Here is a 26,798-nt window from a genome sequence, read left to right as displayed (position 1 = left end):
TCTGGAAATATAATAATACTTTTCGGCGAATGGCTAGGGAGGAAAGGCCATGAAATGGCGGGTGGGCGGCTTGGCCGCAGCGGCTCTGGTCGCGCTGTCGAGCGTGGCGGGGGCGCAAGGCGCCGATCCGCGCGCCGTCTGGCGGATACCGGCCATCGACTTTTCGCACGCCGGCTATCACGGCGGCGGCGTGGCCCCGGCCGTCTATCCGGCGACCCTGATCGTGGACCCTGCCGAGGGCGATGACGGCGAGCGGATTCAGGCGGCCATCGACCTCGTCGCGACACGGCCTGCCGACCGGCGCGGCCATCGCGGCGTGGTTCAGTTGACGGCCGGAACCTATGAGGTCGAGGGCCAGATTCGCATCACGGCGGACGGAGTGGTGCTGCGCGGCGCGGCCGACGGCGGCACGACCGTGGTGGCGACCGGCGTGGACCGTCGCGCCCTGATCGCCGTCGCCGGCCAAATGGGCGCTGTGCCGTCCGGCGATCCCGGGTCGGTCGTCGGCGCCGTGCCGGCAGGGGCCACGCGTCTGCCGCTGGCCTCGACCGCAGGCCTTGCGGTCGGCGACCGGATCACGATCCGGCGGCCCAGCACAGACGCCTGGATCGCCGCCCTGGGCATGGACGATTTCGTCGGCTGGCGACCCGAGGGGCGGCTGAACTGGAAGCCGGGCACGCGCGACGTCGTCTGGGACCGCACGGTGAAAGCGGTTCAGGCGGACGCCGTCCTGATCGACGCCCCCCTGACCACGGCGCTGGACCCGGCGATGGGCGGCGGCCTGGTCACGCGCGGACCGTCCACGCCGCGCATCCGCGAGGTGGGGATCGAGGGCCTGACCCTGGTGTCCGCCCATGATCCCGAACGGCCTATGGACGAGGATCACAGCTGGTACGCGGTCGCCTTCGACGGGGTCGAGGACGGTTGGATCCGCAATCTGTCCGCGCGCGGCTTTGTCGGTTCTGTGGTCGATCTGGGCGAGACGACGCGGCGCATCACGGTTCAGGATGTCTCGGCGTCCGACCCCGTGTCCGAGATCGGCGGCTGGCGCCGTCGGGTCTTCTACACGGCGGGCCAGCAGAGCCTGTTCGTCCGCTGCGACAGCCGCGACGGCATCCACGACTTCGGCCTGGGCCATGCGGCGGCCGGCCCCAACGTCTTCCTCGACTGCACCGCCACGGACGCCAGGGGCGACAGCGGCGCGCTGGAAAGCTGGGCCTCGGGCGCTCTGTTCGACGGGGTCAGGGTGCGCGGCGGCGCCCTGACCCTGAGCCACCGGGGACGCGAGGCCCAAGGCGCCGGCTGGGCCGCCGCCAACTCCCTGCTGTGGAACTGCGAGGCGACGGTTGTCGAGGTTCGCAATCCTCTTGAGGCCCCCAACGCCGCTGTCGGCTGTCGCGGCGAACGGATTGGCGACGGCGTGCTGGAGGATCCGCGCGCCCGGCCGGGCCGTGACTTCCACCGCGCCCAGCCGCAGGAGCCGGCCAGCCTGTATCGTTATCAGTTGGAAGCGCGGCTGGGGCGCGAGGCGCTCGACGCGCTCGACCCCGTCGTCCTGCCGGCGCCCGCGCGCGGAACACCCAGCTTGACCGATGCTCAGGTCGCCGCCTGGCGTGACGTCCATCGTCCGTCCGACGAACGCCATCCCCTGACCCTGGCCAACGGCCGGTTCCAGATCGACGGCCGCCCGGCCTATGTGCGCAAGATCGGCTTCGCCTTCTTCCAGGCCCAGATGCCCACGGCCGCCGCCACCGGTTCCGGCCCCTTCCTGACTCGGTTCGCGCCGGGCAAGATCGGACTGGGCCTGACCGACGACCTGGACGCCCTCGTCGCGGAGCTGAACACCGGCGACGTGGTCCAGCACAACTACGGCCTCTGGTACGACCGCCGCCGCGTCGATCACGACTTCTACGGTTCGCCGGATCAGAAGGACGGCGAGGTTTGGGCGCCCTTCATCGAACTGCCCTGGGCGCGCAGCGGTCAGGGGCGGGCGTGGGACGGGCTGAGCAAATACGATCTGACCCGCTTCAATCCCTGGTTCTTCGACCGGCTGGACGGCTTCGCCGAACGGGCGGAGCGGCGCGGCGTCGTGCTGCATCACCGCATGTATCTGCAACACTGGCTGCTGGAGAGCCGCGCCCATTACGTCGACTTCCCCTGGCGGCCGATGAACGCGATCCAGGCGACGGGCATGCCGATGGAGGTGCCGGCGGCCGAGGTCTTCTGGGACGTGTCCGACCCGGTGCGGCGCGACCTGCATCGCCTCTATATCCGCCATACGCTCGACGCGCTGAAGGATCGGTCCGACGTCATCTTCGGCCTGGATCCGGAATACACCGGTCCTGCATCCTTCGTCCGCTTCTGGCTAGAGACCATCGCCGAATGGGAGGCCGAGACTGGCCGCTCGGTCTGGGTCGTGCTGGAGGCGCCCAAGACGGTGACGGACGCGGTGCTGGACGATCCGACCCTGTCGCGCACGATCGACGGGGTCGAATTCCACCACTGGACCTATCGCCCGGACGGGACGCTGTTCGCGGTTCAGGGCGGCATCGACCAGGCGCCGCGCGAACAGGTGGACGCCATCGCCCGACCCCAGGATCTGGCCGACGGCGCAGACGCCGCACAGGTGCGTCGCGATCTGTGGACGTCCACGCCCGCCATGCGTTACCGCGCCTATCGCGAATACCGCGACCGCCGCGCCGATCTGGCGCTGCTGGATGGCGACGACGCCTATCCCGATCTGAGCCGAGCCGTCGAGGCGGCCTTCCCGGCGGCGGCGCGGGCAGGGATGCGGCCGTCAGACGAAGTCGTCGCCGGCCCCTCGTCCTGGGGCGGCGCGGATGCCCAGGGGCGGCTGTTGGTCTATGCGACCCAAGGCCCCGCGACGCTGCGCCGACTGGCCCGGCCGATGACTGTGCGCTGGGCCAGCGGCCAGGGCGTCGCCTGTTTGCCCGCAGGCGCGACCCGTCTGGAAAGCACGACCGAGACTCCCTGGGCCGCCTGGCTTGAACCGACCACCGCCTGCACGAACTGAACCGAAGGAAACCCCATGACGCTCGCCGCCATCCTTTCGTCCGTCGCGCTGCTCGCCGTCCCCCAGGCCGCACCCGCACCGCCACCCGGGGGTACGCCCATCACGCCGATCCAGGCGTCCAAGATCATCCTGGTCGGCGATTCGACCACGGCGGTGGTCGGCGGCTGGGGCCCCAGCTTCTGCGCCGACCATGTGACCTCCTTCGTCGCCTGCGTGAACCTGGCGCGAGGCGGGCGCAGTTCGGGCAGCTATTTCGCCGAAGGCTCCTGGGATCTGGCGCTGGCGGAAATGTCCACGCCCGGCTTCGTCCAGACCTATGTCCTGATCCAGTTCGGCCACAACGACCAGCCGGGCAAGCCGGGCCGCTCTACCGATCTTGCGACCCAGTTTCCCGTCAATCTGAAACGCTATGTCGAGGAGACGCGCGCACGTGGCGCCATCCCCGTCCTGCTGACGCCCCTGACACGGCGTCAGTTCGTCGACGGCCGGTTGCAGAATGACCTGGTCCCTTGGGCCGAGGCCGTGCGCCGGCTCGCGCAGGAAACCAAGACGCCGCTGGTCGATCTGAACGCCGCCAGCGCTGCCGCCGTCCAGGCCCTAGGGCCGATGATGTCGGCCCGCTTCGCCCAGTCGCCCCCTTCGCCCGAGGTCGCGGCCGCTCTGATGACCGGCACGACCACCCCCGGCTCGACCGGCGTGACGCCGACGCCCGCCACGCCTGCGGTTCCGGCCCAGAACAACGCCGCGGTCGAGCCTCTGGGCCAAGCGCGGGTGTCGTTCGACTACACCCACCTGGGGCGCGAGGGGGCGGACTTCTTCGCCGCACTGGTGACGCGCGATCTGATCCTGGCCGTGCCCGCCTTGCGTCGGGTGCTGGTGCCTTGAGGCGCGGAAAATATAATCATATGAATCGGTTTGCAGACTTTTGAAGCCGCCTAGCTTACGACCGCAGGATGAGCGCCATCAACGATGCCCCGGCCGGCCGCGTCAGGTCGACGCAGGTCCTGTCCACGCACGAGCAGATCGTGCGGGCGTTGGCGCAGGACATTCTGACCGGTCGATTGGCGCCGGGTGAAAAGCTGCCGCTGGAGGCCGACCTGCTCGATCGTTTCGGCGTCTCCCGCACGGCCTTGCGTGAAAGCCTGAAGACGCTGGCGGCCAAGGGGTTTCTCAGCGTCAAGACACGGGTGGGCACGCGCGTCACTGAACCCGTTCACTGGAATTACTTCGATAAGGAAGTCCTGGCCTGGCAAGTTTCCGGCGGGATGGATGCGAGCTTTCGCCGGCAGTTGGCTGAGGTCAGGCGCGCGCTCGAACCCGCAGCGGCTGCGCTCGCTGCAGACCGGCGGACCGTCGAGGATCTAGCTGCGATGCGGACCGCCGTTCAGGCGATGCGGGTCGAGAATGGTTCGGAATACGCCTTCGCCCAAGCCGACCTTTCGCTGCATCTCGTCATCGGAGCGGCGTCAAAAAATCCGATGATGCGGTCCCTGGCCAGTGTCATCGAAACCGCATTGCTGGAGGTGTTCACGCTCAGCCCGCCCACGCGGGATTTGAGACTTCACCGCGATACCGTCGATGCGCATGAGCGGATTGTCGATCTTATCGAAGCCAGGGACGGCGCGGGAGCGGCGGCGGCGATGATTTCAGTCATCGATGCGGGATTTGGTCGCGTGGAAGCCGAGCGATCAGGCTCTAAGGCCTAAGCGCCTAGCTTGTTGTCGCGCTGCACTGGCGGCATCTCGGATACAGGGGCCAGGCGAGGGTGACGCCCGTCACGGCCAGCCGAGGGTAAGGCCCACATGCCGGGGGCGCGGTGCAGGTTGAAAAGGCGCCGAATGCTGCCGCGGCGACCTGCCACGCCGGACGCCTCGCGCCATCGTCGCAGGCGCGGGATCGCCAGGCTGAGAGACAGGGCGTGATCCGCCATCGCCGACATCTGCATCACGCCGCCGGTGGGTGCGCGCCTTAGTCGGAATTGTTTGTGGCGCGTCGGATGCGCGTTCGCTGGACCTGGGTCGTGGAATGGGCGATCTCGAAGCCATGGGATCTGTCGCGCGCCTGTTCCGTCTGCATTTCTCGCTGTGGCTGGGGCTGCTGGTGCTGGCGGCGGTGGCGGCGCTGACACCGGCGGGCTTCGGCTGGCCGCTCAGGCTGGCGGCGGGCTGGGACGCGGGCGTCGCGGCCTTTCTGATCGTTACTTTCTACCATGTGTTCAGGGCGCGCTCTCAGGACGCGATCCGGCGCCGTGCGGCCGAATTGGATCAGGCGGGCGCCCTGGTCTTGCCGCTCAGCATGGCGGCGGCCGTCGCCAGCGTCGTGGTTCTGGTGCTGGCCATGGTGGCGGGCGATGGCAAGCCGACGGTGGGGCAGGCGATCTTCTCGGTCGGCACGGTGGGGCTGTCGTGGCTGTATGTGCACATCATCTTCGCCCTGCATTACGCCCATGGCTTCTACGCCCCGCGCGAGCATGGCAGGGGCGATCAGGGCGGGCTGATCTTTCCCGGCGAGGACGAGCCCGACTACTGGGACTTCCTGCACTTCGGCCTGATCATCGGCGTGGCGAACCAGACGGCCGACATCCAGATTTCCAGCCGCAAGCTGCGCGGCCTGGCGACCCTGCACAGCCTGGTGGCCTGGTTCTTCAACGCCGTCATCCTGGCGTTGACGGTCAATCTGGCGGCGACGCTGTTCTGAGGCGTCGCCGCCGTTTCGATCAGAGATCGACGGGCTTGCCGGACTCTTCTTCCTCAAGGGTGACCGCGACGTCGGCGTTGGCCGACAGGCGCACCTTGTCGCCCTCGACGCCGGCGACGAAGCCGTTCTCGATATAGTGGTGGTGGTCTGCATGGGCGCCGGTGTTCTCGCGGCGGGTCAGCTTGATCCGGTCGCTCTTGACCCGGTCCACGACGCCGACGTGAACGCCGTCGGCCCCGATAACCTCCATGCCTTCCTTGATCTCACTCATCGCCGTCTCTCCTGGTTGAAAATAACAACAGGACAGGAGCCCGTCGGACAGGATTCCGTTCCCGTTGCGGTTGGACGGTCCGCCGTTTGCGTTTTACAGGCGGCAGGGACGGGCATTGGGTGCATTATCGCGCCGCAAGACCGGCTCAGCGCACTGGCTGAGGATTGCAGGCGACAGGGATGCCGTTGACTTGATCGAACAGTATGGATGGTCCGACGCCTGGGCGACGGCCTTTGCGCCTCATGCCCGGGCCGGTCACGCGCCCGGCCGCGTCGTTCTCCAGCACCGCAACGGCTATGTGGTCGCCACGGACGAGGGCGAGCTTCAGGCCAAGGCGTCCGGCCGCCTGCGTCACGAGGCCCAGGAGGTCGGCCATCCCGCCGTCGGCGACTGGGTCGCACTGTCGCTGAACCTTCAGGACCGCACCGCCACCATCCATGCCGTCCTGCCGCGCCGCACCGCCTTCGTGCGCCGGGCGGCCGACAGCGTGCGGCGAATACAGATCCTGGCCGCCAATATCGACGTGGCCTTCGTCGTCACCTCGATGAATGCGGATATGAACCCGCGCCGGATCCAGCGGTTTCTGGCCGCCGCGTGGGAGAGCGGGGCGCGTCCTGTGCTCGTGCTGACGAAATCGGATCTCAGCGCCGATCCTCAAGCCGAGGCCGCTCAGGTCGCGGCGCTGGAGACGGGGTGTCCGGTCCTGATGGTCTCGGCCCGCGAAGGCGTCGGTCTGGAGGCGTTGCGCCTTCAGGTGAAGCCGGGCGAGACCTGTGTGCTGATCGGCTCGTCCGGCGTGGGCAAATCCACCCTGGTCAACGCCTTCCTGAACGAAGACCGGATGGCGACACGGGCGATCCGCGCGTCCGACGATCAGGGGCGTCACACCACCAGCCACCGTCAACTGATCCCCCTGCCGGGCGGGGGGCTGATCATCGACACGCCGGGGATTCGCGAAGTGGGCCTGATCGACGCCGAAGAGGGGGTGGGGGCGGTGTTCGACGACATCGAGCGCCTGATGCAGGCGTGCCGCTTCACCAACTGCAGCCATACGAACGAGCCGGGCTGCGCCGTGCAGGCGGCCCTGGCGGACGGGACGCTGGAGGCCTCGCGGTGGGCGCACTTCCAGAAGCTGACGCTGGAACTGTCGGAGGCGGGGGATAAGGCGGAGCGGGTCGCCAAGGCCGCCGAACGGCGCCGGCTGGGCGGGCTTCAGAAGGTCTATCGCGCGACCAAGCGCAACGATCGGGGCGGCGCGGATTGATCCGGGTGTTCCCGTTCGCTTTTTCGACCTGTTCGCCCTCTAAGAATTTAGGCCTGTCGCGCCGCCAAACAGGCTAGGTGAGCGACTTAGACTCAAGAAAGAACATCATGTCCGCATTCACCATCGTCACCACCAGCGCCGTCCAGGGCAGCGAGGCCGCAGAGGTCAACACGCTGACGGACGACTTTTCCGACGCCAGCGAGGCCGTCGGCTATGCGCGCCGCATGGCCGACGAGATGATCGACATGGCCGCTCAGCTGCTGCTGGATTTCGATTACAGCAATGTCGGCGTCTATGAAGGCGACCTGCTGGACGAGGACGTCACCCCGGACCACCCCGCCCTGATCGGCGTGTGGGTTCTGGACGAAGAAGGCTCGGCCTTCGTGCCCGCCGAAGAGTTCCGGCAAGGGTCGACCGAAGTCGAGAACTGATCGGCGACGATCGCGGCAGGAGGCTCGGATCGAGCCGCCTGCCGCGTCTGCCTGCAGGCGATGCGCGAGCGCATTCATTGCGCGCCGAATAGCGTGTGCGCCGCATCAAGAATGTATGGGAGGATGGCCGTCCCTCCGAACACCTTGCGGTGCTCGGAGGTGACGATGGTGGAGCTTAGCGGAGTCGAACCGCTGACCTCTTGCATGCCATGCAAGCGCTCTACCAACTGAGCTAAAGCCCCGGACCTGTCGGTCTGGATCGCCCGGTTCATCTTGCGATGGCCCCCGGCGAGGCGGCGGAAACTATGTCAGGGCTTTTCTACGATCAAGCCCGTTTCGAGATTTATTTTCACCGCGTTCCCGGAGGTGAAAATACGCAGATTTTTCAAACCGAAGTGGCTGGAAAAGCCTGCTGTCCCGCCGCGCTTCCCTAGCGGGAAATGCGGCGGGTGCAACAAGAATCTGAGCCCAATCGCGAGAAGCCTAGAGGAAGCCGGGCCTCAAGTAGCGCGAAGCGCGATAGGCCCACCAAACAAGCCCTCAAGTAGCGCGACGCGCGATAGGCCCAGAGATTAGTCGTCGTCGCGCGAAGGCTTGGCGATCTCGTCGTCGATCGAGTCATCGTCGTCGTCTTCGATGAACGGCACGGAGTCGTCGTCGTCGGCCAGATCGTCGTCGCCGTCGGTCGCGCCCATGCCGGCTTCTTCCGAAGCATCGGCGGGGACGTCCTCGTCCTCGTCGTCCGGCGTCAGGATCGGCTCGTGGCCTTCCTCGTCGATCTCGGGCGTCTTGACGTCTTCTTCCTCGTCCTCGTCGCCGTCGACCTTCTTGTCCTTGACCTGGTCTTCAGCCTCGTCGTCGGCCGGATAGCCGGGGCGAGCGCGGCGGCTGCGCAGCTTCAGCGCTTCTTCCGGATCGAATTCCGTCGCGCATTTGGGGCAGTGGGCGGGTCTACGGTTCAGGTCGTAGAATTTCGCCTGGCAGTTGGGGCAGACCTGCTTGGCGCCCAGTTCTGGATTGGCCACGTGAGGACACTTTCAACGGGTTGAATTCGGGGCGGTCCCTTGCCACCCCTTGGACCCGCTGTCAAAAGCCATCTTTCGCGCCGCCCGCGCGGCCGTTTCGACAATACAGCCTGAAGCGGGTGAATATGCCTTCCCAACTGACTGCACGACGTTCGTCCGCCCTGACCGGCAAGGTCCGCGCGCCCGGCGATAAATCCATGTCGCACCGGTCGATGATCCTGGGCGGAATGGCGTCGGGCGTGACCGAGGTCGAGGGCCTGCTGGAAGGCGACGATGTTCTGGCCACCGCGCGCGCTGTCGAGGCCTTCGGCGCCAAGGTCGAGCGGACGGGCGACGGCAAGTGGCGAATCGAGGGCGCAGGCGGCTTCACGACGCCAGTGTCGGTGATCGACTGCGGCAACGCCGGGACCGGGGTTCGCCTGCTGATGGGGGCGGCGGCCGGCTATCCGCTGATGGCGACTTTCGACGGCGACGGATCGTTGAGGAAGCGGCCGATGAAACGGGTGACCGGGCCGCTGGCCGACATGGGCGCGGCGTTCGATTGGCAGGCGGCCGAGGATCGTTTGCCCGTGGCCCTGACCGGCGGGACGCTGAAGGCCATCGCCTACGTGCAGACGGTGGCCTCGGCCCAGGTCAAGTCGGCCATCCTGCTGGCCGGGCTGAACGCCGAGGGCGTCACCTCGGTGGTCGAGCCGGAAAAGAGCCGCGACCATACCGAACGGATGCTGCGCGCCTTCGGCGCCGAAGTCGGCGTGGAGGAGATGGGCGAAGGCTGGAAGGTGACGCTGAAGGGCGGTCAGCCGCTGACCGGAACCTTCGTCGCCGTGCCGGGCGATCCGTCCTCGGCCGCCTTCCCCCTGGCGGCGGGGCTGATCGTGCCGGGGTCGGAGGTCACGGTCGAGGGGGTGATGCTGAACCCCCTGCGCACCGGCCTGTTCGACACCTGGGTCGAGATGGGCGCGGACCTGACCATCACCAACCGGCGCGAGGCCGGCGGCGAGGAGGTCGGCGACATCACCGCCCGGCATTCGACGCTAAAGGGCGTGGTGGTGCCAGAGGCGCGCGCCGCCTCGATGATCGACGAATATCCGATCCTGGCGGCGACGGCGGCCTTTGCCGACGGCGTCACGGTCATGCGCGGGGTGGGCGAGATGCGGGTCAAGGAGAGCGACCGGATCTCGCTGATGGTCGAGGGCCTGCGCGCCTGCGGCGTCGCGGTCGAGGAAGAGCCGGAGGGCTTCATCGTCACCGGCGCCGGACAGGACGGTTCCGTGCGCGGCGGCGGCCTGGTCCACACCGCCCACGACCACCGCATCGCCATGAGCCACCTGGTCCTGGGCCTGGCCGCCGAACAGCCGGTCTCGGTGGATGAACCGGGCATGATCGCCACCAGCTTCCCCGGCTTCGTCGAGATGATGAACGGGCTAGGCGGGCGGATCGCGTGACCGAAGGCCGGTCCTCGCGCCGGGTTCTGGCAATGTTGGCAGCATTCGCCGGCTGTATGTTTGTCCCATGGGCAGTTGCATCGTTTATTGATCTCGGTGACGGCGAGACTTGGGACCAAACGAAGCCACGCTACGCCGAGATGTTTGAAAATAGAGGGTTCGACGTCAACGAGTTCGGCTTCTACAAAGTCTCTCGCGGCCAGCATCCACATGAGTTCAAAACAATTGTCATCCTCAGGGGATTGATGCCTTCGGTGTTTTTTGGTGTGCTTTGCGCTGTGAGCGCCTTGGGTTGGTCGGCGCAACCCAAACTTATTCGCTCAGGGCAAGAGTAGCACGTGAGCTTGTGTAGCTGGGCAAGGAAAGGCTAGGCGTTCCTCTCTCTCTTGGACATCGTCGCTTGGGCGCTGTCGGCGCTCGCGAAATCTCGGAAGATCCACCCTGACACAGCCTCTCGTCATCGCCGTCGACGGACCGGCCGCCTCTGGCAAGGGGACCATCGCCGCGCGCCTGGCCCAGACCTATGGACTGCCGCATCTGGACACGGGGCTGCTGTACCGGGCCGTGGGCGTGAAGGTGCTGGAGGACGGCGGTTCGCTGGACGACGAGGCGGCCGCGACCGAGGCGGCGCGTGGACTGGATGCGGCCGGTCTGTCGGACGATGCACGACTGACGACGGGCGAAGCGGGGGAGGCGGCCAGCCGGGTCGCCAGCTTCGCCGGGGTGCGCGCGGCCTTGCTAGAATTGCAGCAGGCGTTTGCGGCCCAGGCAGGCGGGGCGGTGCTTGACGGGCGCGACATCGGCACGGTGATCGCGCCGGACGCCCAGGCCAAGCTGTTCGTCACCGCGACGCCCGAGGTTCGTGCAACCCGCCGCTGGAAGCAGCTGACGGCGCGAGGATCGGACATCGCCTTCAAGGACATGCTGGCTGATATTCAGCGCCGCGACGAGCGCGACGCGGGACGCGGCGCGGCCCCCATGGTCCAGGCCGACGACGCGGTCTTGCTGGATACGACCGATATGGGTATAGAGGCGGCCTTCGATGCGGCCCGCCGTATCGTCGAGGCGGCGCGCGCGAAACACGGTCTTTAGACCCTCTATCGCAAATCCAACGTTCCCATCCTCGGCTTCCGCGGGCGTTTTGATCGTTCTGAACGGCCTCGCATCCTGACGACCTGCCTATCTTTTCCTCTCGCCTCGGCGCAGCGCCTTGCTGTGTGAGGGGCGTCCACCTCGCGCGGGGCCTTTCGGTCGCGCGCCACAGCCCTACCGGAAACACCAGAGCTTCATGTCTGATACTCTCAATCCCACACGCGACGACTTCTCGGCGCTGCTCGACGAACAGCTTCAGGGTCGCGACTTCGGCGAAGGCCAGGTCGTTCACGGTCGCGTCGTCGGCATCGAAAAAGATATCGTCATCATCGACGTCGGTCTGAAGACCGAAGGCCGCATCGCCATGCGCGAGTTCGGCCAAGGCGACGACGGCGCCCTGCCCAAGGTCGGCGACAACGTCGAGGTTTACCTGGAGCGCGTCGAGAACGCCCTGGGCGAAGCCGTCATCAGCCGCGACAAGGCTCGCCGCGAAGAAGCCTGGACCCGTCTGGAAGTCGTGTTCGCCGAAGGTCAGCCGGTCAACGGCGCCATCGTCGGTCGCGTCAAGGGCGGCTTCACCGTCGACCTGGGCGGCGCCTCGGCCTTCCTGCCCGGCTCGCAAGTCGACATCCGTCCGGTGCGCGACGTCGGTCCGCTGATGGGCAAGGAACAGCCCTTCGCCATCCTGAAGATGGACCGTCCGCGCGGCAACATCGTCGTGTCGCGTCGCGCCATCCTGGAAGAAGCTCGCGCCGAACAGCGTACGGAACTGGTCGGTCAGCTGGCCGAGGGTGAAGTTCGCGAAGGCGTCGTCAAGAACATCACCGACTACGGTGCGTTCGTCGACCTGGGCGGCATCGATGGCCTGCTGCACGTCACCGACATGTCGTGGAAGCGCGTCTCGCACCCGTCGCAGGTTCTCGCCGTCGGCGACACCGTCAAGGTCCAGATCGTCAAGATCAACCCGGACACCCAACGTATCTCGCTGGGCATGAAGCAACTGCAGTCGGACCCCTGGGACGGCGTGGAAGCCAAGTATCCGGTTGGCGCCAAGTACACGGGCCGCATCACCAACATCACCGACTACGGCGCCTTCGTGGAGCTGGAAGCCGGGGTCGAGGGCCTGGTGCACGTCTCGGAAATGTCCTGGACCAAGAAGAACGTCCATCCGGGCAAGATCGTCTCCACCTCTCAGGAAGTGGACGTGGTCGTCCTGGACGTCGACGCCTCCAAGCGCCGCATCTCGCTGGGCCTGAAGCAGGCTCAGGACAACCCGTGGGACGCCTTCGTCGCCAACAACCCGATCGGTTCGACCGTCGAGGGCGAAGTCAAGAACGCCACCGAGTTCGGCCTGTTCATCGGCCTGGACAACGACATCGACGGCATGGTGCACCTGTCCGACCTCGACTGGTCGGTGTCGGGTGAAGAAGCCATCCAGCGCTATCGCAAGGGCGAGATGGTCAAGGCCAAGGTTCTGGACGTCGACGTCGAGAAGGAACGCGTCTCGCTGGGCATCAAGCAGCTGGGCGGCGATCCGATCGGCGAGGGCGACACCTATCGCCGCGGCCAGCAGATCACCGTCACCGTCTCGTCGATCGAGTCGGGCGGCATCGAGGTCAAGTTCGGTGAAGACGATGCGCCGGTGACGGCCTTCGTCCGCAAGTCGGACCTGTCGCGCGACCGCAACGAGCAACGTCCGGAACGCTTCGCCGTCGGCGATCGCATCGACGCCATGATCACCGCCGTCGACAAGGCCTCGCGCCGCGTCTCGGTGTCGATCAAGGCGTTGGAAATGAAGGACGAACAGGAAGCCATCGAACAGTTCGGCTCGTCCGACTCCGGTGCTTCGCTGGGCGACATCCTGGGCGCCGCGCTGAAGAACGCCGGCACCAAGGACTAAGCGCTCAAGCAGCAGAGCGCCGCGCGCTCTGCGGTAGCGTAAAAAGATGAGGGCGGCGGGAGCGATCCCGCCGCCCTTTTCTCTGTCTGGGACAGCCTTATGTTCGCTGACGGACATAATTCCTGCGAATGACGCGCATCATTGGCGGATAAGGGCTTTTTCGAGAGCCGGTCGAAGGTTAGGGTGCGGCTTCTGGATCGACGGCGGGCGAGACGGCCTGTCAAAACGCGCTGGCAGGGGCATCGATGATCAAGTCCGAACTGATCGAAAAGCTGGCGATGGAAAACACTCACCTGACCCACGCGGAGGTGGAGCGGTTGGTCAACGTCATCCTGGGCACCATGACCACGGCCTTGTCCGAGGGCGGCCGGGTCGAGTTGCGCGGTTTCGGCGCCCTGTCGGTCCGCTCGCGTCCGGCGCGGGCCGGACGCAATCCCCGCACCGGCGAGGCCGTCGAGGTGCCGGCCAAGGCCGTGCCCTTCTTTAAGAGCGGCAAGGAACTGCGCGAGCGGCTGAACGCTTCCGGCGACGCGTGATCCTGCGCCTCGCCTTCTGACCCTCCAAGGAAAGTCCCATGAGCCTGCTGTCTGAGTTTCGCGAGTTCGCGGTCAAGGGCAATGTCGTCGACCTGGCGGTCGGCGTCATCATCGGCGCGGCGTTCAACGGCATCGTCAAGAGCCTGGTCGATCAGGTCGTCATGCCGCCTATCGGCCTGGTGACCGGCGGCATCGACTTTTCCGAGCTTGAGTGGGTCTTGCGGGCCGAGAACCCGGCGACCGAGGCGATCGAGAAGGTGGCGATCCAGTACGGCGCCTTCCTGAACACGGTGATCCAGTTCCTGATCGTAGCCTGGGTGGTCTTCATGGTGGTGAAGGGGATCAACGTCCTGCGCCGTCAGGAAGCGGCCAAACCCGATCCCGCGCCCTCGGCGCCGTCGGCGACGGAATCCCTGCTGATCGAAATCCGCGACGAGCTGAAGGCCCGCCCCAAGGTCTGATCAGGCCTTGGAAACACGGCCGCGCGCGGTTGCGTGCGCTGCGGACGGCCGGCTGAGCCTCGTCGGCGCCGGCGGAGTGCGCGAACAGATGCCGTAGTCGCCGTCGTACGGCGTCGGCGCCCAGGCCGAGGCCAGCGCCGGATCGTCGATGATGGCGTGGCAATGGCCCCAGCCGCCTTCGCGTCGCGCCGTCGTCGCCAGGTCGCCCAGGGCCGTCAGCATCTGCGGCGTCACCATCTGCAACCGTACCTTGGCCGCGCCCATGTCGCGCGCATTGTCGATCAGGGTCTGCGTCAGCACTTCGATCGCATCCTGCGCCGTCTCCAGCGCGATCAGGTCGATGATGTCCAGACAGGGCGGCTCGATCAGGCTGGTCTTGGTCATCTGCGCCATGGCGGTCGCGACGATCCGGCCCTCGCGCACGCATGACAGCAACACCGGCTTCAGCGTCAGGTCGGGATCCGCCATGCGCCAGCGCAGGGTCTCGGGGCTGCGATCCGCCAGCAGTCGATCCTCAGACGCCAACGTCCGCCAGAACTCGGCATAGGGCGAGCTGTCCGACAGGTCGCGCAGCACGGTCACCTGCGGCGGCAGGGACGGGGCCGTCTGTCGAAACACCCGCCCATTCATCAACTGCTCGCCCAGTCGGGCCGCCGTCTTCGCCGAGGTCCGACCCAGAAGGCTTCGCAGCACCCGACCCTGGGCGCAGGCCAGCCGGTCCGTCACCCAGGACAGCTTCAATCCATGGGTATCGGTCGGCCAGGGTTTCAGCCCGAACAGGGCGTACAGCGGGGCCGAACGCGCATTGGCGTTGAAGGTGTAGCGGGCGAACAGGCCCGGCTGTTTCAGGAAGGTGCGGATCAGCGCGCGGCTGGCGCCCTGGCGGCTGGGCGGCACGATGATCGAGAAACCGGTCGCCCCGTAGAGGCTGCGTGACCCGTGCCGGAACCGCTGGACGAAGTTGCCCACCATGGCCACGGCTTCGTCCCGGTCGTCGGCGACCACCCAGCCCGCCGGGGCCGCGATGTCCTGGCGCGCCGGATTGGCCTCCAGCCAGCGCCAGCCGGCCGGCGACCGCTCGGGCCAGCCCACGTTGCGGTGCAGCCGGTTCAGGGCCTCATGGTCGGATCCGACGATGGGTCGAACGGACATCGGGCGCTCCTTCCCATTATGAAACCGGGGGCGTTTCCTGGGCGCGAGGATTGCAGAATGGGCGCCAACCTGTATCACTTCAGGTTGTGTCTGGCTATGCGTCTTCGCGGCACGCTGTCCCACAACGGCCTTAACACTTGTTCGGATTCGCCCGCTGTGCTGGGTATGCGCCTTTCGCGCGCCCGATAGCGGCGCGGCAGTTGGGAGTGAGCCGTTGACAGCGACGGATGGGGGGGCGCTAGAGCCTCGCAAGACTTTCCTGGGGCACCCGCGGGGGCTGGTGATCCTGTTCTTCACAGAGATGTGGGAACGGTTTTCCTACTACGGCATGCGCGCCTTGCTGGTGCTGTACCTGACGCAGCACTTCCTGTTCGGTCCGGCCGAGGCCCAGGGCATCTACGCCGCCTATGCCGCGCTGGTGTATCTGATGCCGGTCATCGGCGGCATGATCGCCGACAAATATCTGGGATCGCGCAAGGCAGTCATCATCGGCGCCGTCCTTCTGGTGCTGGGCCACTTCACCATGGCCTTCGAAGGCACGGGCGGACGTGAAAGCCTGACCATCGGCGACACGACCTATCAGATCCAGGTCGAAGGCCGCGACCAGAACCGCAAGATGTTCGCCGTCAACGGCGACGAGCGGGTCCATATCGCCATCACGCCCGAAGGGGTCTCGACCGTCGGCGCCGAACCGTCGGCCGCCAACGCCGCAGACGCGGCGGCCGCCGCTGTCGGCACGGGCCTGGGCACGCCGCCGACCGGCGCGCTGGATCCCGCGACCCAGGCTGCGCCGCAGGCCGCCGCCGCAGCCGGCTTCCCTGCCTTCACCGCGACCGGCGGCTATACGCTGGAGACCGAGCGCGACCAGAAGCTGGGCGAACCCGTGCTGTTCCTGGCCCTGGCGCTGATCATCGTCGGCGTCGGCTTCCTGAAGGCCAATATCTCGACCGTCGTCGGCTCGCTGTACGAGCAGAACGATCCGCGTCGCGACGGCGGCTTCACCATCTTCTACGTCGGCATCAACCTGGGCTCGTTCCTGGCCACGGCCGCCTGTTCCTATCTGGGCTTCAACTATGGCTGGGCCTATGGCTTCGGCCTGGCGGGCATCGGCATGCTGGCGGGTCTGCTGACCTTCGTGCTGGGTCAGTCGTGGCTGGAAGGTCGCGGCGGACCGCCGGTTCCGATCGAGGGGCGTTCGATCCTGGGCGTGCCGCTGGTGCCCTTCTTCTGGATCGCCGGCCTCATCGCCGTCATCCCGACCTGGCTGCTGATGCAGCGTCACGAGATCATCGAGACGGGCCTGCCCTGGATCGCGGGCGTCATCTTCGCCTCGGTCGTCGGTTTCACCGTCTTCCGCCTGAAGGGCGCCGAGCGCAGCCGCATGCTGGTCGCCCAGGTGCTGATCTTCTTCTCGGTGCTGTTCTGGGCGCTGTTCGAACAGGCCGGCTCGTCGCTGACCCTGTTCGCCGACCAGTCGACCCAGATGCCCAGCTGGTTCAACGCCGGCTATACGCAGATGTTCAACCCCGGCATCATCGTCATCGGCGGCCCGATCATGGCCGCTCTGTGGGTCTGGCTGGCCAAGCGCAAGCTTGAGCCGTCCACCCCGGTCAAGTTCTCGTTCGGCCTGGTCTTCGTGGGCTTCGGCTTCCTGGTCCTGACCTGGGCGGCGGGAAGTCAGGCTAACGAGGCCTTCCGCGTGCCGTTGCTGTTCCTGTTCCTGACCTACTTCTTCCACACGATCGGCGAGCTGTGCCTGTCGCCCGTCGGCCTGTCGATGATCACCAAATTGTCGGTGGCGCGCGTAGTTGGCCTGATGATGGGCGTCTGGTTCCTGTCCAGCTCGGTGGCGCACATCGTCGCCGGCCTGATCGCCAAGGCGACGGCGACCGACACGGTCGCGGGCGTCGTGACCAGCCCGGCCCTGGCGCTGGAAACCTATGGGTCGATCTTCGGCACCATCGGCTGGACGGGCGTCGGCGTCGGCGTCTTCCTGCTGCTGATCTCGCCGCTGCTCAAGAAGGGCATGTCCGGGGTTCACTGATCCTGACTGCCTGACGAAGAAAAGCCCCGGCGGATCGCTCCGCCGGGGCTTTTTGCTGGACGACGTCTGGCCTCAGAACGTCTTGCGCACGCGCAGCGACACGAAGGTGCGGGGATCAGCGGCGCTGTCTTCCACGAAGGCGACCGCGCGCGTCTGGCGGTCGGCGAAGACCGTACGGCGCTGGGTGAAGTCGTCCCACAGGTTCAGCTGGGCGCGGATCGACAGTGTCGGAGTGGGTTTGTACTCGGCGAACATCTCGAAGTAATCCGTTCCGCGCCACGCCGAGACCTGGTCCGGCGAATAGTTGGGCTGGTGCAGATAGGGCAGCCAGTTGACGCCCCACTGCAGCTTCCAGCTGGTGATGTCCTGCTCGATGCCGACGTTGGCCTGGGTCGCACGGACGCCCGAGATGGGGCGTTCCTCGCCTGTGGTCGGATCGGTGACGGCGGTCTTGTTCCAGTCGTTCTTGAAGGTGAAGCGCGCCCCGGACAGTCCGAACTTGTCGAGCGGCAGCGTCACGTTCAGCGACAGCTGATCCAGCGTGCCGTCGCCGATATTGCCCACCGCCGAAAGGCCGTCCGCTAGAGGAATGCGATCGATGGCGTCGATGATCTGGTCGTGGCGATAGCCGATTGAGACGATCCCCTCGCCCCAGAAGCGACGTTCGTAGGTCAGTTCAGAGATCCAGCGCTGTTCGGGCTCCAGATCGACGTTGCCGCCATAGACGTTCTCCTCGTCCAGGTCGGCCGAGGCGGCGAAGTCGGAGAAGTCGAGCTGGCCCAGTTCGCGCTCGAAACGGAAACGCAGCTGGTTGTTCGGCATCGGCGTCCAGGTCGCCAGGAAGCGCGGCTTGGCGAAGAAGAAGCTCTTTTCCTGGTTCGCATCGCCCGACTGGCTGATGGTCGAGGCTTCCAGCCGCAAACCGGCTTCCAGCGTCAGATCGGGATGCAGCCGCCAGGTTCCCTTGGAGAAGGCCTCGCCGCGCGTCTCCTCGACCTTGACCGAGGCGCTGGGCAGGGGAATGGCGACGCCGCCCTCGGTATAGGCCTGGTCGGTCTGACGCATATTGTAGGCGATCTCGCCGCCGGTCTCGATGGTCAGTTTGGGCGAGCGCTCGTGACGGACCAAGGCGCGTAGAATGGTTTCCGAGCTTTCGCCCTCATAGGCGAAGATCTGCTCAGGCGCGTCCACGCCGTTGTTCAGGACGTTGTAGGTGGAAACGCCGTCCCAGCTGCCGAACTCGTGCATCAGCCGGGTTTCCAGCTTGAAGCGTGCATTCAGAGGCCGCTCCCAGGTCACGCCGAACTCGCCGCCGTCGCTATCCTCGCTGTCGAGGCTTTCGCGGAAGGCGGTTGCGGATCGGCTGGTGTTGTAGCCCTGCCAGTCGTTGATCCCGTAGCGGGCGGTCAGGTCGACCTTGCCGCCCGCGAGCGGGCCGGCGTAGGTGCCGCGGATGGAGTTTCCGCCGCCGTATCCGTCGGTATCGGTCAGTTCGTCGCGCAGAACATTGCCGGCGGCGTCGCGACGGATCAGGCGGCCCGGTCCATTTGAATCGCTCATGCTGATGCCGTCGGACAGGGTGACGCCCCAGCTGCGGGCGCCGTTGCGGGCGGTGAACTGATAGCTGCCGCCATACAGGTCCTGACCGGCGCCCTCGAACTGGGTGGTGTTCCACGACAGGATCGACTGACGGCTGCTCTCCGTCTTCAGAATCACGTTCACCACGACCGAGAAGCCCTGCATGTCGATGCCGGGCGCGCCGCCCCGGATCAGCTCGATCCGCTCGACCTGGCTGGCCAGGGTGCGGCTCAGTACGCTGGAACCGGCGTCGTTCTTGGACGCCGGTCGGGCGTTGTTGATCAGGACGTTGCCGACCGCGCCCTCGAACCCGCGCGCGCCGGAACCGTCGTCGACCGAGAAGCCGGGCACGCGGTTGACCATGTCCAGCGCCGTGTTTGGGCGCTGGGTCGTGAAGAAGTCGGGTGTGAAGACCAGCACGCCGCGCTGGCTGGCGTCGGCCAGCGGCGCTTCGCTGGTCGGGCCGGTTGGGACGGGGGCCTCGGCGACTTGCGGTACGTCCCCGGCGAAGGCTGGGTTGGCGAAGGCTGCGCCGGCGGTGAAGAGCAGGGCGGTGCTGGCCAGCAGCAGGGTCTTGGTCATGGGGTTCCCCTCGGTGTGTTGGCGAGAGGTGTGCCGATCCGGCGTCTTCATCTCCAGTTACAAGGCGGCAAGGTGGATTAAATCGACGACATCATTACAGCGATTTCATTACACGAAAGACAGTAGAACGCCTTACAGCGATGTAATGATCAACCGTTCATCTTCTCTGTTGTTGTCCCTGCTCGCCGCTGCTGCGCTGGCTGGCCCGGTCTCGGCCCAGGACGCGCCCTCCGATGCGGTCGAGGACATCGTCGTCACGGCGCGCCGGATCGAGGGGCCGATGTGGGAAGTGCGGCGCGGCGACAGCGTGCTAATCCTGGTCGGCTCGATCGACGGCCTGCCGCGCGACATGGAGTGGCGCACCGACGCCCTGATCTCGGCGGTCGAACGGGCGGATCGGGTGTTGTTTCCGGTCGAGGGGCGCGCGTCCTTGGCGGATGTCGGGCGGCTGCTGTGGCGGATGCGAACCCTGACGCGCCTGCCGGGCGAGCGCACCAGCGCGGACTATCTGTCGCCCGAGCTTGAAGCCCGGGTGGAGCAGGTGACGGGCGAGGGCCCAAGCCGCAAGAGCATGCTGATGCTGTCGGCGGATCTGATGGAACATGGCGGCTATGCGCGTCGGGCGCGGCCGGTGTCGGAGGTGGTGCGTCGCGCCGCCCGGACCAACCGCACCCCGGCCGAGCCGGTCGGCGTCTTTCGCGGCGACGAGATGGTCGACAAGATCCTGACAACGCCGCCCGAGGCCTATGTGGACTGTATCACGGCGGCGGTGACGGCGGCTGAGGCGCATCCCGAAGAGGCCGCGCAGCGCGCCGAGGCCTGGCGTCTGCGCCGTGTGCCCGCCGTATTGGCCTCGTCTTTGGATCAGGCGACCAACGCCTGTTCCTATTGGGCGGTGATGGGGCAGGGCGAGACGCTGAGGGGCATCTGGAATACGGCGGTGGACGGGGCTCTGGCCGAGAACGGCGTCACGGTCGCCATCGCCCCCTTGCGGCTGCTGGCCGAGCAGGGAGGCGTGCTGGATCGTCTGGAGGCGGACGGGCTGGACCCGCTGGGTCCCGAGTGGCGTCCGTCCGCCCCTTGACTGGGTCTTAGTTAGCGGGAGCCGGCGCGCGTTCCGGGACGGCGTCGCGGGCGGCCTCGCCGATGTTGTCGGCGGCGTTGCCGACGCTTTCGGCCGCGCCGGCGATGGCGTTGGACTCGACCGCTTCGTTATTGTTCATGTTCATCAGGAAATAGCCGATCACCAGAACGGCCAGCAGGCCAATGATCAGGGCGACGATGGCGCCCATGCCGCTGCCGCGACGCTCGACGACGGTCGTGGGGGCGGCGGTGGTTTCGGTGATGCGTTCAACCCGGCCATCGGGATGTTGGACTTCGCGTTCGGTAGGCATGGATGTTCCCTCTCCAGTGTGGCGAGGAAACACCCTGCGTGGCGATACGGTTCCGCTGGCTCAGACCGCCGTGCCGCCGACCGTCAGTCCGCCGATCTTCAGCGACGGCTGGCCGATGCCGACGGGCACGCCCTGGCCGGCCTTGCCGCAGACGCCGACGCCGGGATCGAAGGCGAAATCGTCGCCGACCATCTGGATGCGGGTCAGGGCCGTCGCGCCATCGCCGATCAGGGTGGCGCCGCGCACCGGGGCGGTGATGACCCCGTCCTCGATCAGATAGGCCTCGTTGCACTGGAAGACGAACTTGCCGTTGGTGATGTCCACCTGGCCGCCCGAGAAGTTGGCGGCGTAGAGGCCGCGCTTGGTGTTGGCGATCATGTCGGCCTTCGAATCCTTGCCGCCCTCCATGAAGGTGTTGGTCATGCGCGGCATGGGCATGTGGGCGAAGGACTGGCGACGGCCGTTGCCGGTGGCGGCCACGCCCAACTGACGCGCAGACAGCCGGTCGTGCATCAGGCCGACCATGATCCCGTCCTCGATCAGGACGGTGCGAGAGGTGGGGGTGCCCTCGTCGTCGACCGACAGAGAGCCGCGACGGCCGGCGATGGAGCCGTCGTCCACCACCGTCACGCCGGGGGCGGCGACCCGCTGGCCCATCATGCCGTTGAAGACGGACGAGCCCTTGCGGTGGAAGTCGCCCTCGAAGCCATGGCCGATGGCTTCGTGCAGCAGGACGCCGGGCCAGCCGGCCCCCAGGACCACATCCATCTCGCCCGCCGGGCAGTCGATGGCGTCCAGATTGATCAGGGCCTGGCGCAGGGCCTCGTCGACCTGGGCCTGCCAGCGCTCGGGCGCGACCCAGGTCTCGAACCCGGCCCGACCGCCGGCGCCGGACGAGGCGCTCTCGCGCTTGCCGTTCTGTTCGACGGTGATGGAGACGTTCAGGCGGACCAGGGGGCGGACGTCGCGCACCACCCATTCGTCGGCGCGCAGGATCTCGATGGCGCGGCGCTCGCCGATCAGGGAGGCGGACACCTGAACCACCCGCGGATCGCGGGCCCGGGCCCAGGCGTCGATCTCGGCCAGCAGGGCGATCTTGTCGGAGAAGGCCGGCGAGGCCAGGGGATCGACGGCGTCATAGAGCTGCTGATTGGTGGCGCGCGGCCCCTCGGCGACGCGGGCGGCATGGCCTTGCTTGGCCAGGGCGGCGCTGTCGGCGGCGCGGCGCAGGGCGGCGGCCGAAATCTCGTTGGCGTGGGCGTAGCCGGCGGTCTCGCCCGCCACGACCCGCAGGCCGAAGCCCTCGGTGGCGTCATAGGCGGCGGACTTCAGCCGGCCGTCGTCGAACACCAGGCTCTCGCTCTCGGACCGCTCTAAGAACAGCTCGCCGTCGTCGGCGCCGGCCAGGGCCGTCTTCAGGATCGACAGGGCTTCGTCGGTATCGACGCCGGCGGCGTCGAGGATGGGCGGCGTGGAGGCGTGAACAGTCATGGCCTGTAGGTAGGGGCTGCAGGCCGTTTCGTCACCTGCCGTGACGCGCGATCTTTCGGATCAGTCCAGCAGTTGGGGCCGGGTCACGACCGGGGCGTCGGGATCGCTGGCGCCGGGACGCGCGGCGGTCGGGGGCGGCGCGGACGGCACGACCACCAGCGGCTCGGTCTGGACCGTCGGGGCGGGCGTCGCTGCGGGCGGAGCCGCAGTCTGCGCAGGTTGGCGCGGCGCGGCGGTCGCAGGGCGAGACTGAGCGGTCGGCGTGGTCGACGGCGTCGTCGTCGTGCGGGCGGCCGGGGGCGGCGCGGTCTGCGCCTGGACGGGGGCCGGGGCGGGTGCGGCTGTCGCGGGCGTCGGCGTTTCAGCCTGAACGACGGGGGCTGCGCCCGTCGGGACCGTGTCGGCCGGCGGTGTGGTCAGCGGCGTCGCGGGAGCCACGGCGGCGGTCGTCGCCGGCGCCGGCGTGGAGGCTGGACGCGTGGCGAACCAGACGCCGCCGCCGATTACCAGCAGGACGGCGACGCCCGCGCCGACATAGAGCGGCAGGCGCGAGGGCTTGGTCGGCGCGCGGGCGAAGCTGGGCGTGATAGGCGGCGCCGGCGTTGCGGCGACCGGGGCCGGCGTCTCGACGGCAGGTTTGGAGGCGACAGCTTTGGCCGCGACCGGCGCGGCTTCCGCGTGCTTCGGCGTGGGGGCAGGCGCGGCCTGCGGCGTCGGCAGCGGACGCACGGTCAAGTCCGCAGCGGACGATTGCTGAGGCTGAGGCGCGGGCTGGGGCGTCGTCACGGTTTGAGCCGGACGGGCGGTGGGGATCAGTGATCCGCCCAGGATGCTTCCGGATTGCGGACGCGGCGGCCGGGGCTGCGCGGGCGTCCGGCTGGGGGCCGCCGCCTGACCCTTGGCGGGCGCCACGCCGGAGGCCAGGCTCTGGGTCTGGATCGAGGCTTGCTGCTGTTGCGGCGAGGGCTTGCGCGGGGGCGGATTGGGGATGCGGTCCAGCGGATTGGGCGCGACCGGCACCGGCCCGACGTGGAAGGTCGTCGCGGGCATGCGTCCCCACGTCACCGGCTTTCGAGCGAAAGGTTCGGGGCGGGCGAAGGGTTCAGGCGGGGTCTTCTGGTCGTCGGACATAGTCTTCCCAATCGCTGGCGATCTGGCCCGTTTCGTGACGGATCAGTTCTTGAGCCGATAGCCGGTCTTGAACATCCACATGACGATGGCAAGGCAGACGGCGAAGAAGCCCAAGGTGGCCGCCACGCTGATGCCGATCGCGACATCGCCCTGACCGTAGAAGGCCCAGCGGAAGCCCGAGATCAGATAGACCACCGGATTGAACAGGGTCACCGTACGCCAGCCGTCGGGCAGCATGTCGATGGAATAGAAGGCGCCGCCCAGGAAGGTCAGGGGCGTGACGACCAGCATCGGGATCATCTGAAGCTGCTCGAACCCGTTGGCCCAGACCCCGATGATGAAGCCGAACAGGCTGAAGGTCACCGAGATCAGGATCAGGAAGGCCATCATCCAGAACGGATGCAGGATCTGCAGCGGCACGAAGAAGGCTGCCGTCGCCAGGATGATTAGGCCCAGCACCGCCGACTTGGTCGCCGCCGCCCCCACATAGGCCAGCACGATCTCAAGCGACGACACCGGCGCCGACAGGATCTCGTAGATGGTGCCCGTGAACTTGGGGAAGTAGATGCCGAAGCTGGCGTTGAAGATCGACTGGGTGAACAGGCTGAGCATGATCAGGCCGGGCACGATGAAGGCGCCGTAGGGCACGCCGTCCACCTCCTGCATCCGACTGCCGATGGCGCCGCCGAAGACGACGAAATAGAGGGCCGTGGTGATGACCGGCGTGACGATGCTCTGCCAGACGGTGCGCAGGGCGCGCGCCATCTCGAAGCGATAGATCGCCCAGACGCCATATGCATTGAAGGTCATGCCGCGGCTCCGTTCTGATGGACCAGGCTGACGAAGATGTCTTCCAGCGAGCTCTGGCGGGTGTTCAGGTCCTTGAAGCCGATGTTCAGCGCCTCAAGCCGACGGATCAGCGATGGCACGCCCGTGTCGTCGGCGTTGGCGTCGAAACTGTATTCCAGCTCGCCGCCTTCATTCTTCAGCGTCAGGTCCCAGTCGGACAGGTCGGCGGGCAGGACCGTCAGCGGGTCGACCAGGTTCAGCGTCAGGGTCTTCTTGCCCAGCTTCTTCATCAGGGCCGACTTCTCCTCGACCAGGATCAGTTCGCCCTTCAGGATCACGCCGACCCGGTCGGCCATCTCCTCGGCCTCCTCGATATAATGGGTGGTCAGGATGATGGTGACGCCGCGCTCGCGCAGCTTGCGCACCATCGCCCACATGTCGCGACGCAGTTCGACATCGACCCCGGCCGTGGGTTCATCGAGGAACAGGATGTCCGGCTCGTGGCTCAGGGCCTTGGCGATCATCACGCGGCGCTTCATCCCGCCCGACAGGGTCATGATCTTGGCGTCGCGCTTGTCACACAACGACAGGTCCTTCAGCACGCTTTCGATGAAGGCGGGGTTCGGCGCCTTTCCGAACAGGCCCCGGCTGAAGGTGACGGTGGCCAGCACGGTCTCGAAGGCGTCGGTGGTCAGCTCCTGCGGCACCAGGCCGATCTTGGTGCGGGCGGCGCGGAAGTCCTTTTGGATGTCATGACCGTCGGCGATCACCGTCCCCGTCGTGGGCGTGACGATGCCGCAGACGATGGAGATCAGGGTGGTCTTGCCGGCGCCGTTCGGGCCCAGCAGGGCGAAGATTTCGCCCTTTTCGATGGTCAGGTCGATGCGCTTCAGCGCCTGCAGCCCCGACTTGTAGGTCTTGGTCAGGCCGTCGATCTCGATTACGGGCATGGGCGTTCCTTTCCGGCGGCGCGGCGGCGCCGGCCGGGGTGTGGCGGCAATATGGCGTGCGTTACGCGGGACTCAAGGGGGAGCGCGCCGGCCGAGAGGCGCCAAGTCGTTGTTAACCGGATCGCCTGCACAGTGAGCCGCCTTCCCTTCGTTGGCGGGAGCTTTCGTGTCGTCCCTGTCCGCCGCCCACCGCGCCGCCCTGACGGCGGTCGTCGAGGCCTGTCCCGACAAGTCGCTGGCGACGCTGGGTGCGGCTGTCGCGGCCTTGCGTGGGGACAAGGCGGACGAACTGGCGATCATCGTCAGGGACGAGGCTCGCGATCGCGCCCGTCGCGCTACGGCTTTCGGTCCCCTGCTGCCCCTGTTCCATCCGCGCGAGGACGGCGCGCCGGCTCTCACTTTTCCAAGGATGATCCTGGCCCGTGTGTGGCGGCAGGCGATCCAGGGCGAAGAGGCCTTTTTGCCGCTGCTGGACGGCGCCGTCACGGTCGATGGCGAATGGACCCTGGCCGCAGACCGGCTGTGCGCCAAGGCGGCGGCGGTGCTCCGCGATCGTCCGCGCGAGGTCTGGCCCGAGTTTCAGCGTCCGGCGGAGGGCGAGCCGCCATCGACGCCGGCTGAGCTGGCCGGCTGTTTCGACCTGACGCCGCTGGCGCGGTCCGCCTTGCCGCGGTTGCCGGTGTGGCTGGAGCGGCCCGACGACAATCAGTTGGCGGGGCTGAGGCTTCTGATCCAGGACTGTCTGGAGATGTCGCCCGACGGCGGGCGTCGGATGATCGACATCCTGTTCGCCCATGTGGCGGACGCCGAGCGGATGTTGCGGGTGGTGACGCGCACCAGCCGCTTAGCCGACCGCGAAGTCACGCTGAGCCATTCCGATATGGGCGTCTTCGTCGAACGGTTGCTGACCTCGGTGCAGGCGCGGGTGCAGAAGATCGCCGCCGTAAGGCCGTCTATGGGCGAGGCGGCCATGCTGGGCGTCGTGGATGACGTGACCTGGTGCGCGGGCGTCTTGTCCGAGATGGACATGAGCCTGCAGGTGCGGCCCGATTCCAGCTGGGGCAAGACGGCGCGGATGGCGCGGGTCCAGGTCTCGGGCCAGTTGTCGGGGCTGATGAAATCCACCTCGGCCGCCGTCCATGCGGCCTTGCCGATGAAGCGCCGCGTCATCACCGGGCGGATGACCCGTCTGTGCCCATGGCTGGAGGCGCCCAGCGACGGCGAACCCATCGAGGCGGCTGCGGCTCTGCTGGCGGCGGTGGCGGCCCTGCGCGGTGCGGCCGTCACCTTCGGCTGCGAGGCCGACCGGTCGGCGTTGAAAATCGAACTGACGGACTATCTGTCCACCTGGGCCAACGAGGCGCTGGACAGTGTGGCGGACGGAGAGGCGGAGAATGCCGATCACGTGCTGCGTCTGGTCGGCGTGACGGCCCGGTTCCTGACCCTGATCGAGGCCTTGGAGGCGGCGCGGGCCGTGCGGCGGCGCGCGGCCTCGGCGGAAATGGCGCGCCTGGGCTGAAACGACGCCTCG

24 protein-coding genes and 1 tRNA gene are annotated in these 26,798 nt (G+C 67.3%); 15 read left to right on the top strand and 10 right to left on the bottom strand.

The features are described from left to right. Window positions 1–49: 49 nt before the first annotated feature. The 4 genes from ACP693_RS13630 to ACP693_RS13615 all read left to right on the top strand — a co-directional run bounded on the left by ACP693_RS13630 (window position 50) and on the right by ACP693_RS13615 (window position 5,731). Window positions 50–3,034 carry a DUF6298 domain-containing protein gene (locus tag ACP693_RS13630; RefSeq protein WP_426020190.1) on the top strand — a complete coding sequence of 995 codons (2,985 nt, stop codon included), beginning with the start codon at window positions 50–52 and terminating at the stop codon, window positions 3,032–3,034. Between the two features lie 15 nt (window positions 3,035–3,049). Continuing rightward, window positions 3,050–3,919, top strand: coding sequence for a rhamnogalacturonan acetylesterase (locus ACP693_RS13625; RefSeq protein WP_426020189.1), 870 nt, complete (start codon window positions 3,050–3,052; stop codon window positions 3,917–3,919). 68 nt (window positions 3,920–3,987) lie between these two features. Beyond that, window positions 3,988–4,740, top strand: a complete 753-nt coding sequence (locus tag ACP693_RS13620; protein ID WP_426020187.1) for a FadR/GntR family transcriptional regulator — start codon at window positions 3,988–3,990, stop codon at window positions 4,738–4,740. 319 nt (window positions 4,741–5,059) lie between these two features. Then, window positions 5,060–5,731, top strand: coding sequence for a DUF1345 domain-containing protein (locus ACP693_RS13615; protein WP_426020185.1), 672 nt, complete (start codon window positions 5,060–5,062; stop codon window positions 5,729–5,731). A gap of 19 nt (window positions 5,732–5,750) precedes the next feature. Here ACP693_RS13615 and ACP693_RS13610 read toward each other — a convergent pair whose 3' ends face one another. Next, on the bottom strand, window positions 5,751–6,002 hold the full coding sequence (locus ACP693_RS13610) for a DUF2171 domain-containing protein (protein WP_426020183.1): 252 nt from the start codon (window positions 6,000–6,002) through the stop codon (window positions 5,751–5,753). 190 nt (window positions 6,003–6,192) lie between these two features. Between ACP693_RS13610 and rsgA the strand changes: the two genes are divergently transcribed. Further along, window positions 6,193–7,266: a ribosome small subunit-dependent GTPase A gene (gene rsgA, locus ACP693_RS13605; RefSeq protein WP_426020181.1), complete on the top strand. Its 1,074-nt coding sequence runs from the start codon at window positions 6,193–6,195 to the stop codon at window positions 7,264–7,266. 107 nt (window positions 7,267–7,373) lie between these two features. Beyond that, window positions 7,374–7,697 (top strand): hypothetical protein, encoded by a 324-nt coding sequence (locus ACP693_RS13600; RefSeq protein ID WP_135193716.1) that lies wholly within the window; start codon window positions 7,374–7,376, stop codon window positions 7,695–7,697. Window positions 7,698–7,863: 166 nt separating this feature from the next. On the opposite strand, the gene ACP693_RS13595 is transcribed toward ACP693_RS13600, so the two are convergent. Both ACP693_RS13595 and ACP693_RS13590 read right to left on the bottom strand, forming a co-directional pair. Further along, window positions 7,864–7,939: transfer RNA gene (locus tag ACP693_RS13595), tRNA-Ala, on the bottom strand. Window positions 7,940–8,269: 330 nt separating this feature from the next. Beyond that, window positions 8,270–8,722, bottom strand: a complete 453-nt coding sequence (locus ACP693_RS13590; protein ID WP_426020179.1) for a TIGR02300 family protein — start codon at window positions 8,720–8,722, stop codon at window positions 8,270–8,272. 125 nt (window positions 8,723–8,847) lie between these two features. Between ACP693_RS13590 and aroA the strand changes: the two genes are divergently transcribed. From aroA to mscL, 6 genes are all read left to right on the top strand, one after another. Then, complete coding sequence (gene aroA, locus ACP693_RS13585) at window positions 8,848–10,167, top strand: 3-phosphoshikimate 1-carboxyvinyltransferase (protein WP_426020177.1); 1,320 nt, start codon at window positions 8,848–8,850, stop codon at window positions 10,165–10,167. Next, window positions 10,164–10,502, top strand: a complete 339-nt coding sequence (locus ACP693_RS13580) for a hypothetical protein (RefSeq protein ID WP_426020175.1) — start codon at window positions 10,164–10,166, stop codon at window positions 10,500–10,502. Before aroA ends, ACP693_RS13580 begins: the two co-directional genes overlap by 4 nt. Window positions 10,503–10,608: 106 nt before the next feature. Then, window positions 10,609–11,259: a (d)CMP kinase gene (cmk, locus tag ACP693_RS13575; protein WP_426020734.1), complete on the top strand. Its 651-nt coding sequence runs from the start codon at window positions 10,609–10,611 to the stop codon at window positions 11,257–11,259. Window positions 11,260–11,455: 196 nt separating this feature from the next. Next, on the top strand, window positions 11,456–13,159 hold the full coding sequence (gene rpsA / locus ACP693_RS13570; RefSeq protein WP_135193711.1) for a 30S ribosomal protein S1: 1,704 nt from the start codon (window positions 11,456–11,458) through the stop codon (window positions 13,157–13,159). A gap of 245 nt (window positions 13,160–13,404) precedes the next feature. Beyond that, window positions 13,405–13,695, top strand: a complete 291-nt coding sequence (locus tag ACP693_RS13565; protein WP_135193710.1) for an integration host factor subunit beta — start codon at window positions 13,405–13,407, stop codon at window positions 13,693–13,695. 38 nt (window positions 13,696–13,733) lie between these two features. Continuing rightward, window positions 13,734–14,156, top strand: a complete 423-nt coding sequence (gene mscL / locus ACP693_RS13560; RefSeq protein WP_426020173.1) for a large-conductance mechanosensitive channel protein MscL — start codon at window positions 13,734–13,736, stop codon at window positions 14,154–14,156. On the opposite strand, the gene ACP693_RS13555 is transcribed toward mscL, so the two are convergent. Then, window positions 14,157–15,308, bottom strand: a complete 1,152-nt coding sequence (locus ACP693_RS13555; RefSeq protein ID WP_426020171.1) for an N-acetyltransferase — start codon at window positions 15,306–15,308, stop codon at window positions 14,157–14,159. 280 nt (window positions 15,309–15,588) lie between these two features. Here ACP693_RS13555 and ACP693_RS13550 point away from each other — a divergent pair, with 280 nt between their 5' ends. Then, the gene (locus ACP693_RS13550) at window positions 15,589–17,352 is read left to right on the top strand and encodes a peptide MFS transporter (RefSeq protein WP_425985458.1); all 1,764 of its coding nucleotides are present in this window, start codon (window positions 15,589–15,591) and stop codon (window positions 17,350–17,352) included. 72 nt (window positions 17,353–17,424) lie between these two features. On the opposite strand, the gene ACP693_RS13545 is transcribed toward ACP693_RS13550, so the two are convergent. Beyond that, entirely contained in the window at window positions 17,425–19,512 is a 2,088-nt protein-coding gene (locus ACP693_RS13545) for a TonB-dependent receptor plug domain-containing protein (RefSeq protein WP_426020169.1), read from the bottom strand. Window positions 19,513–19,657: 145 nt separating this feature from the next. Here ACP693_RS13545 and ACP693_RS13540 point away from each other — a divergent pair, with 145 nt between their 5' ends. Next, window positions 19,658–20,596 (top strand): TraB/GumN family protein, encoded by a 939-nt coding sequence (locus tag ACP693_RS13540; protein WP_426020167.1) that lies wholly within the window; start codon window positions 19,658–19,660, stop codon window positions 20,594–20,596. A 7-nt stretch (window positions 20,597–20,603) separates the two neighbouring features. Here the strand turns inward: ACP693_RS13540 and ACP693_RS13535 are convergent, their stop codons facing one another. The 5 genes from ACP693_RS13535 to ACP693_RS13515 are packed head-to-tail and all read right to left on the bottom strand — an operon-like array spanning window position 20,604 to window position 25,267. Further along, entirely contained in the window at window positions 20,604–20,906 is a 303-nt protein-coding gene (locus tag ACP693_RS13535) for a hypothetical protein (RefSeq protein WP_135193704.1), read from the bottom strand. A gap of 60 nt (window positions 20,907–20,966) precedes the next feature. Then, the gene (tldD, locus tag ACP693_RS13530) at window positions 20,967–22,397 is read right to left on the bottom strand and encodes a metalloprotease TldD (protein WP_426020166.1); all 1,431 of its coding nucleotides are present in this window, start codon (window positions 22,395–22,397) and stop codon (window positions 20,967–20,969) included. A gap of 60 nt (window positions 22,398–22,457) precedes the next feature. Further along, complete coding sequence (locus ACP693_RS13525; protein WP_426020164.1) at window positions 22,458–23,528, bottom strand: hypothetical protein; 1,071 nt, start codon at window positions 23,526–23,528, stop codon at window positions 22,458–22,460. A gap of 42 nt (window positions 23,529–23,570) precedes the next feature. Further along, complete coding sequence (locus ACP693_RS13520; RefSeq protein ID WP_426020162.1) at window positions 23,571–24,338, bottom strand: ABC transporter permease; 768 nt, start codon at window positions 24,336–24,338, stop codon at window positions 23,571–23,573. Then, window positions 24,335–25,267 carry an ABC transporter ATP-binding protein gene (locus ACP693_RS13515; RefSeq protein ID WP_426020161.1) on the bottom strand — a complete coding sequence of 311 codons (933 nt, stop codon included), beginning with the start codon at window positions 25,265–25,267 and terminating at the stop codon, window positions 24,335–24,337. The genes ACP693_RS13520 and ACP693_RS13515 overlap by 4 nt, the downstream gene beginning before the upstream one ends. Window positions 25,268–25,433: 166 nt before the next feature. Between ACP693_RS13515 and ACP693_RS13510 the strand changes: the two genes are divergently transcribed. Beyond that, window positions 25,434–26,786, top strand: a complete 1,353-nt coding sequence (locus tag ACP693_RS13510) for a hypothetical protein (protein ID WP_426020159.1) — start codon at window positions 25,434–25,436, stop codon at window positions 26,784–26,786. Window positions 26,787–26,798: the final 12 nt, after the last annotated feature.

Origin of the sequence: Brevundimonas sp. TWP1-3 (genome assembly GCF_049896085.1) — a bacterium.
Classification (GTDB): Bacteria; Pseudomonadota; Alphaproteobacteria; order Caulobacterales; family Caulobacteraceae; genus Brevundimonas.
The sequence above is the reverse complement of the archived record's forward strand: the minus strand, read 5'-3'. Positions and strand labels throughout refer to the sequence as shown.

What these genes read in the sequence shown, in the direction of transcription:
- ACP693_RS13625 (WP_426020189.1), top strand. Translation starts at nt 3,050, where the DNA reads ATGACGCTCGCCGCCATCCTTTCGTCCGTCGCGCTGCTCGCCGTCCCC.
- ACP693_RS13515 (WP_426020161.1), bottom strand. Translation starts at nt 25,267, where the DNA reads ATGCCCGTAATCGAGATCGACGGCCTGACCAAGACCTACAAGTCGGGG.
- mscL (WP_426020173.1), top strand. Translation starts at nt 13,734, where the DNA reads ATGAGCCTGCTGTCTGAGTTTCGCGAGTTCGCGGTCAAGGGCAATGTC.
- ACP693_RS13620 (WP_426020187.1), top strand. Translation starts at nt 3,988, where the DNA reads ATGAGCGCCATCAACGATGCCCCGGCCGGCCGCGTCAGGTCGACGCAG.
- ACP693_RS13545 (WP_426020169.1), bottom strand. Translation starts at nt 19,512, where the DNA reads ATGACCAAGACCCTGCTGCTGGCCAGCACCGCCCTGCTCTTCACCGCC.
- ACP693_RS13535 (WP_135193704.1), bottom strand. Translation starts at nt 20,906, where the DNA reads ATGCCTACCGAACGCGAAGTCCAACATCCCGATGGCCGGGTTGAACGC.
- ACP693_RS13610 (WP_426020183.1), bottom strand. Translation starts at nt 6,002, where the DNA reads ATGAGTGAGATCAAGGAAGGCATGGAGGTTATCGGGGCCGACGGCGTT.
- ACP693_RS13615 (WP_426020185.1), top strand. Translation starts at nt 5,060, where the DNA reads ATGGGCGATCTCGAAGCCATGGGATCTGTCGCGCGCCTGTTCCGTCTG.
- rpsA (WP_135193711.1), top strand. Translation starts at nt 11,456, where the DNA reads ATGTCTGATACTCTCAATCCCACACGCGACGACTTCTCGGCGCTGCTC.
- ACP693_RS13525 (WP_426020164.1), bottom strand. Translation starts at nt 23,528, where the DNA reads ATGTCCGACGACCAGAAGACCCCGCCTGAACCCTTCGCCCGCCCCGAA.
- ACP693_RS13565 (WP_135193710.1), top strand. Translation starts at nt 13,405, where the DNA reads ATGATCAAGTCCGAACTGATCGAAAAGCTGGCGATGGAAAACACTCAC.
- tldD (WP_426020166.1), bottom strand. Translation starts at nt 22,397, where the DNA reads ATGACTGTTCACGCCTCCACGCCGCCCATCCTCGACGCCGCCGGCGTC.
- ACP693_RS13555 (WP_426020171.1), bottom strand. Translation starts at nt 15,308, where the DNA reads ATGTCCGTTCGACCCATCGTCGGATCCGACCATGAGGCCCTGAACCGG.
- aroA (WP_426020177.1), top strand. Translation starts at nt 8,848, where the DNA reads ATGCCTTCCCAACTGACTGCACGACGTTCGTCCGCCCTGACCGGCAAG.
- ACP693_RS13540 (WP_426020167.1), top strand. Translation starts at nt 19,658, where the DNA reads ATGATCAACCGTTCATCTTCTCTGTTGTTGTCCCTGCTCGCCGCTGCT.
- ACP693_RS13600 (WP_135193716.1), top strand. Translation starts at nt 7,374, where the DNA reads ATGTCCGCATTCACCATCGTCACCACCAGCGCCGTCCAGGGCAGCGAG.
- ACP693_RS13630 (WP_426020190.1), top strand. Translation starts at nt 50, where the DNA reads ATGAAATGGCGGGTGGGCGGCTTGGCCGCAGCGGCTCTGGTCGCGCTG.
- ACP693_RS13520 (WP_426020162.1), bottom strand. Translation starts at nt 24,338, where the DNA reads ATGACCTTCAATGCATATGGCGTCTGGGCGATCTATCGCTTCGAGATG.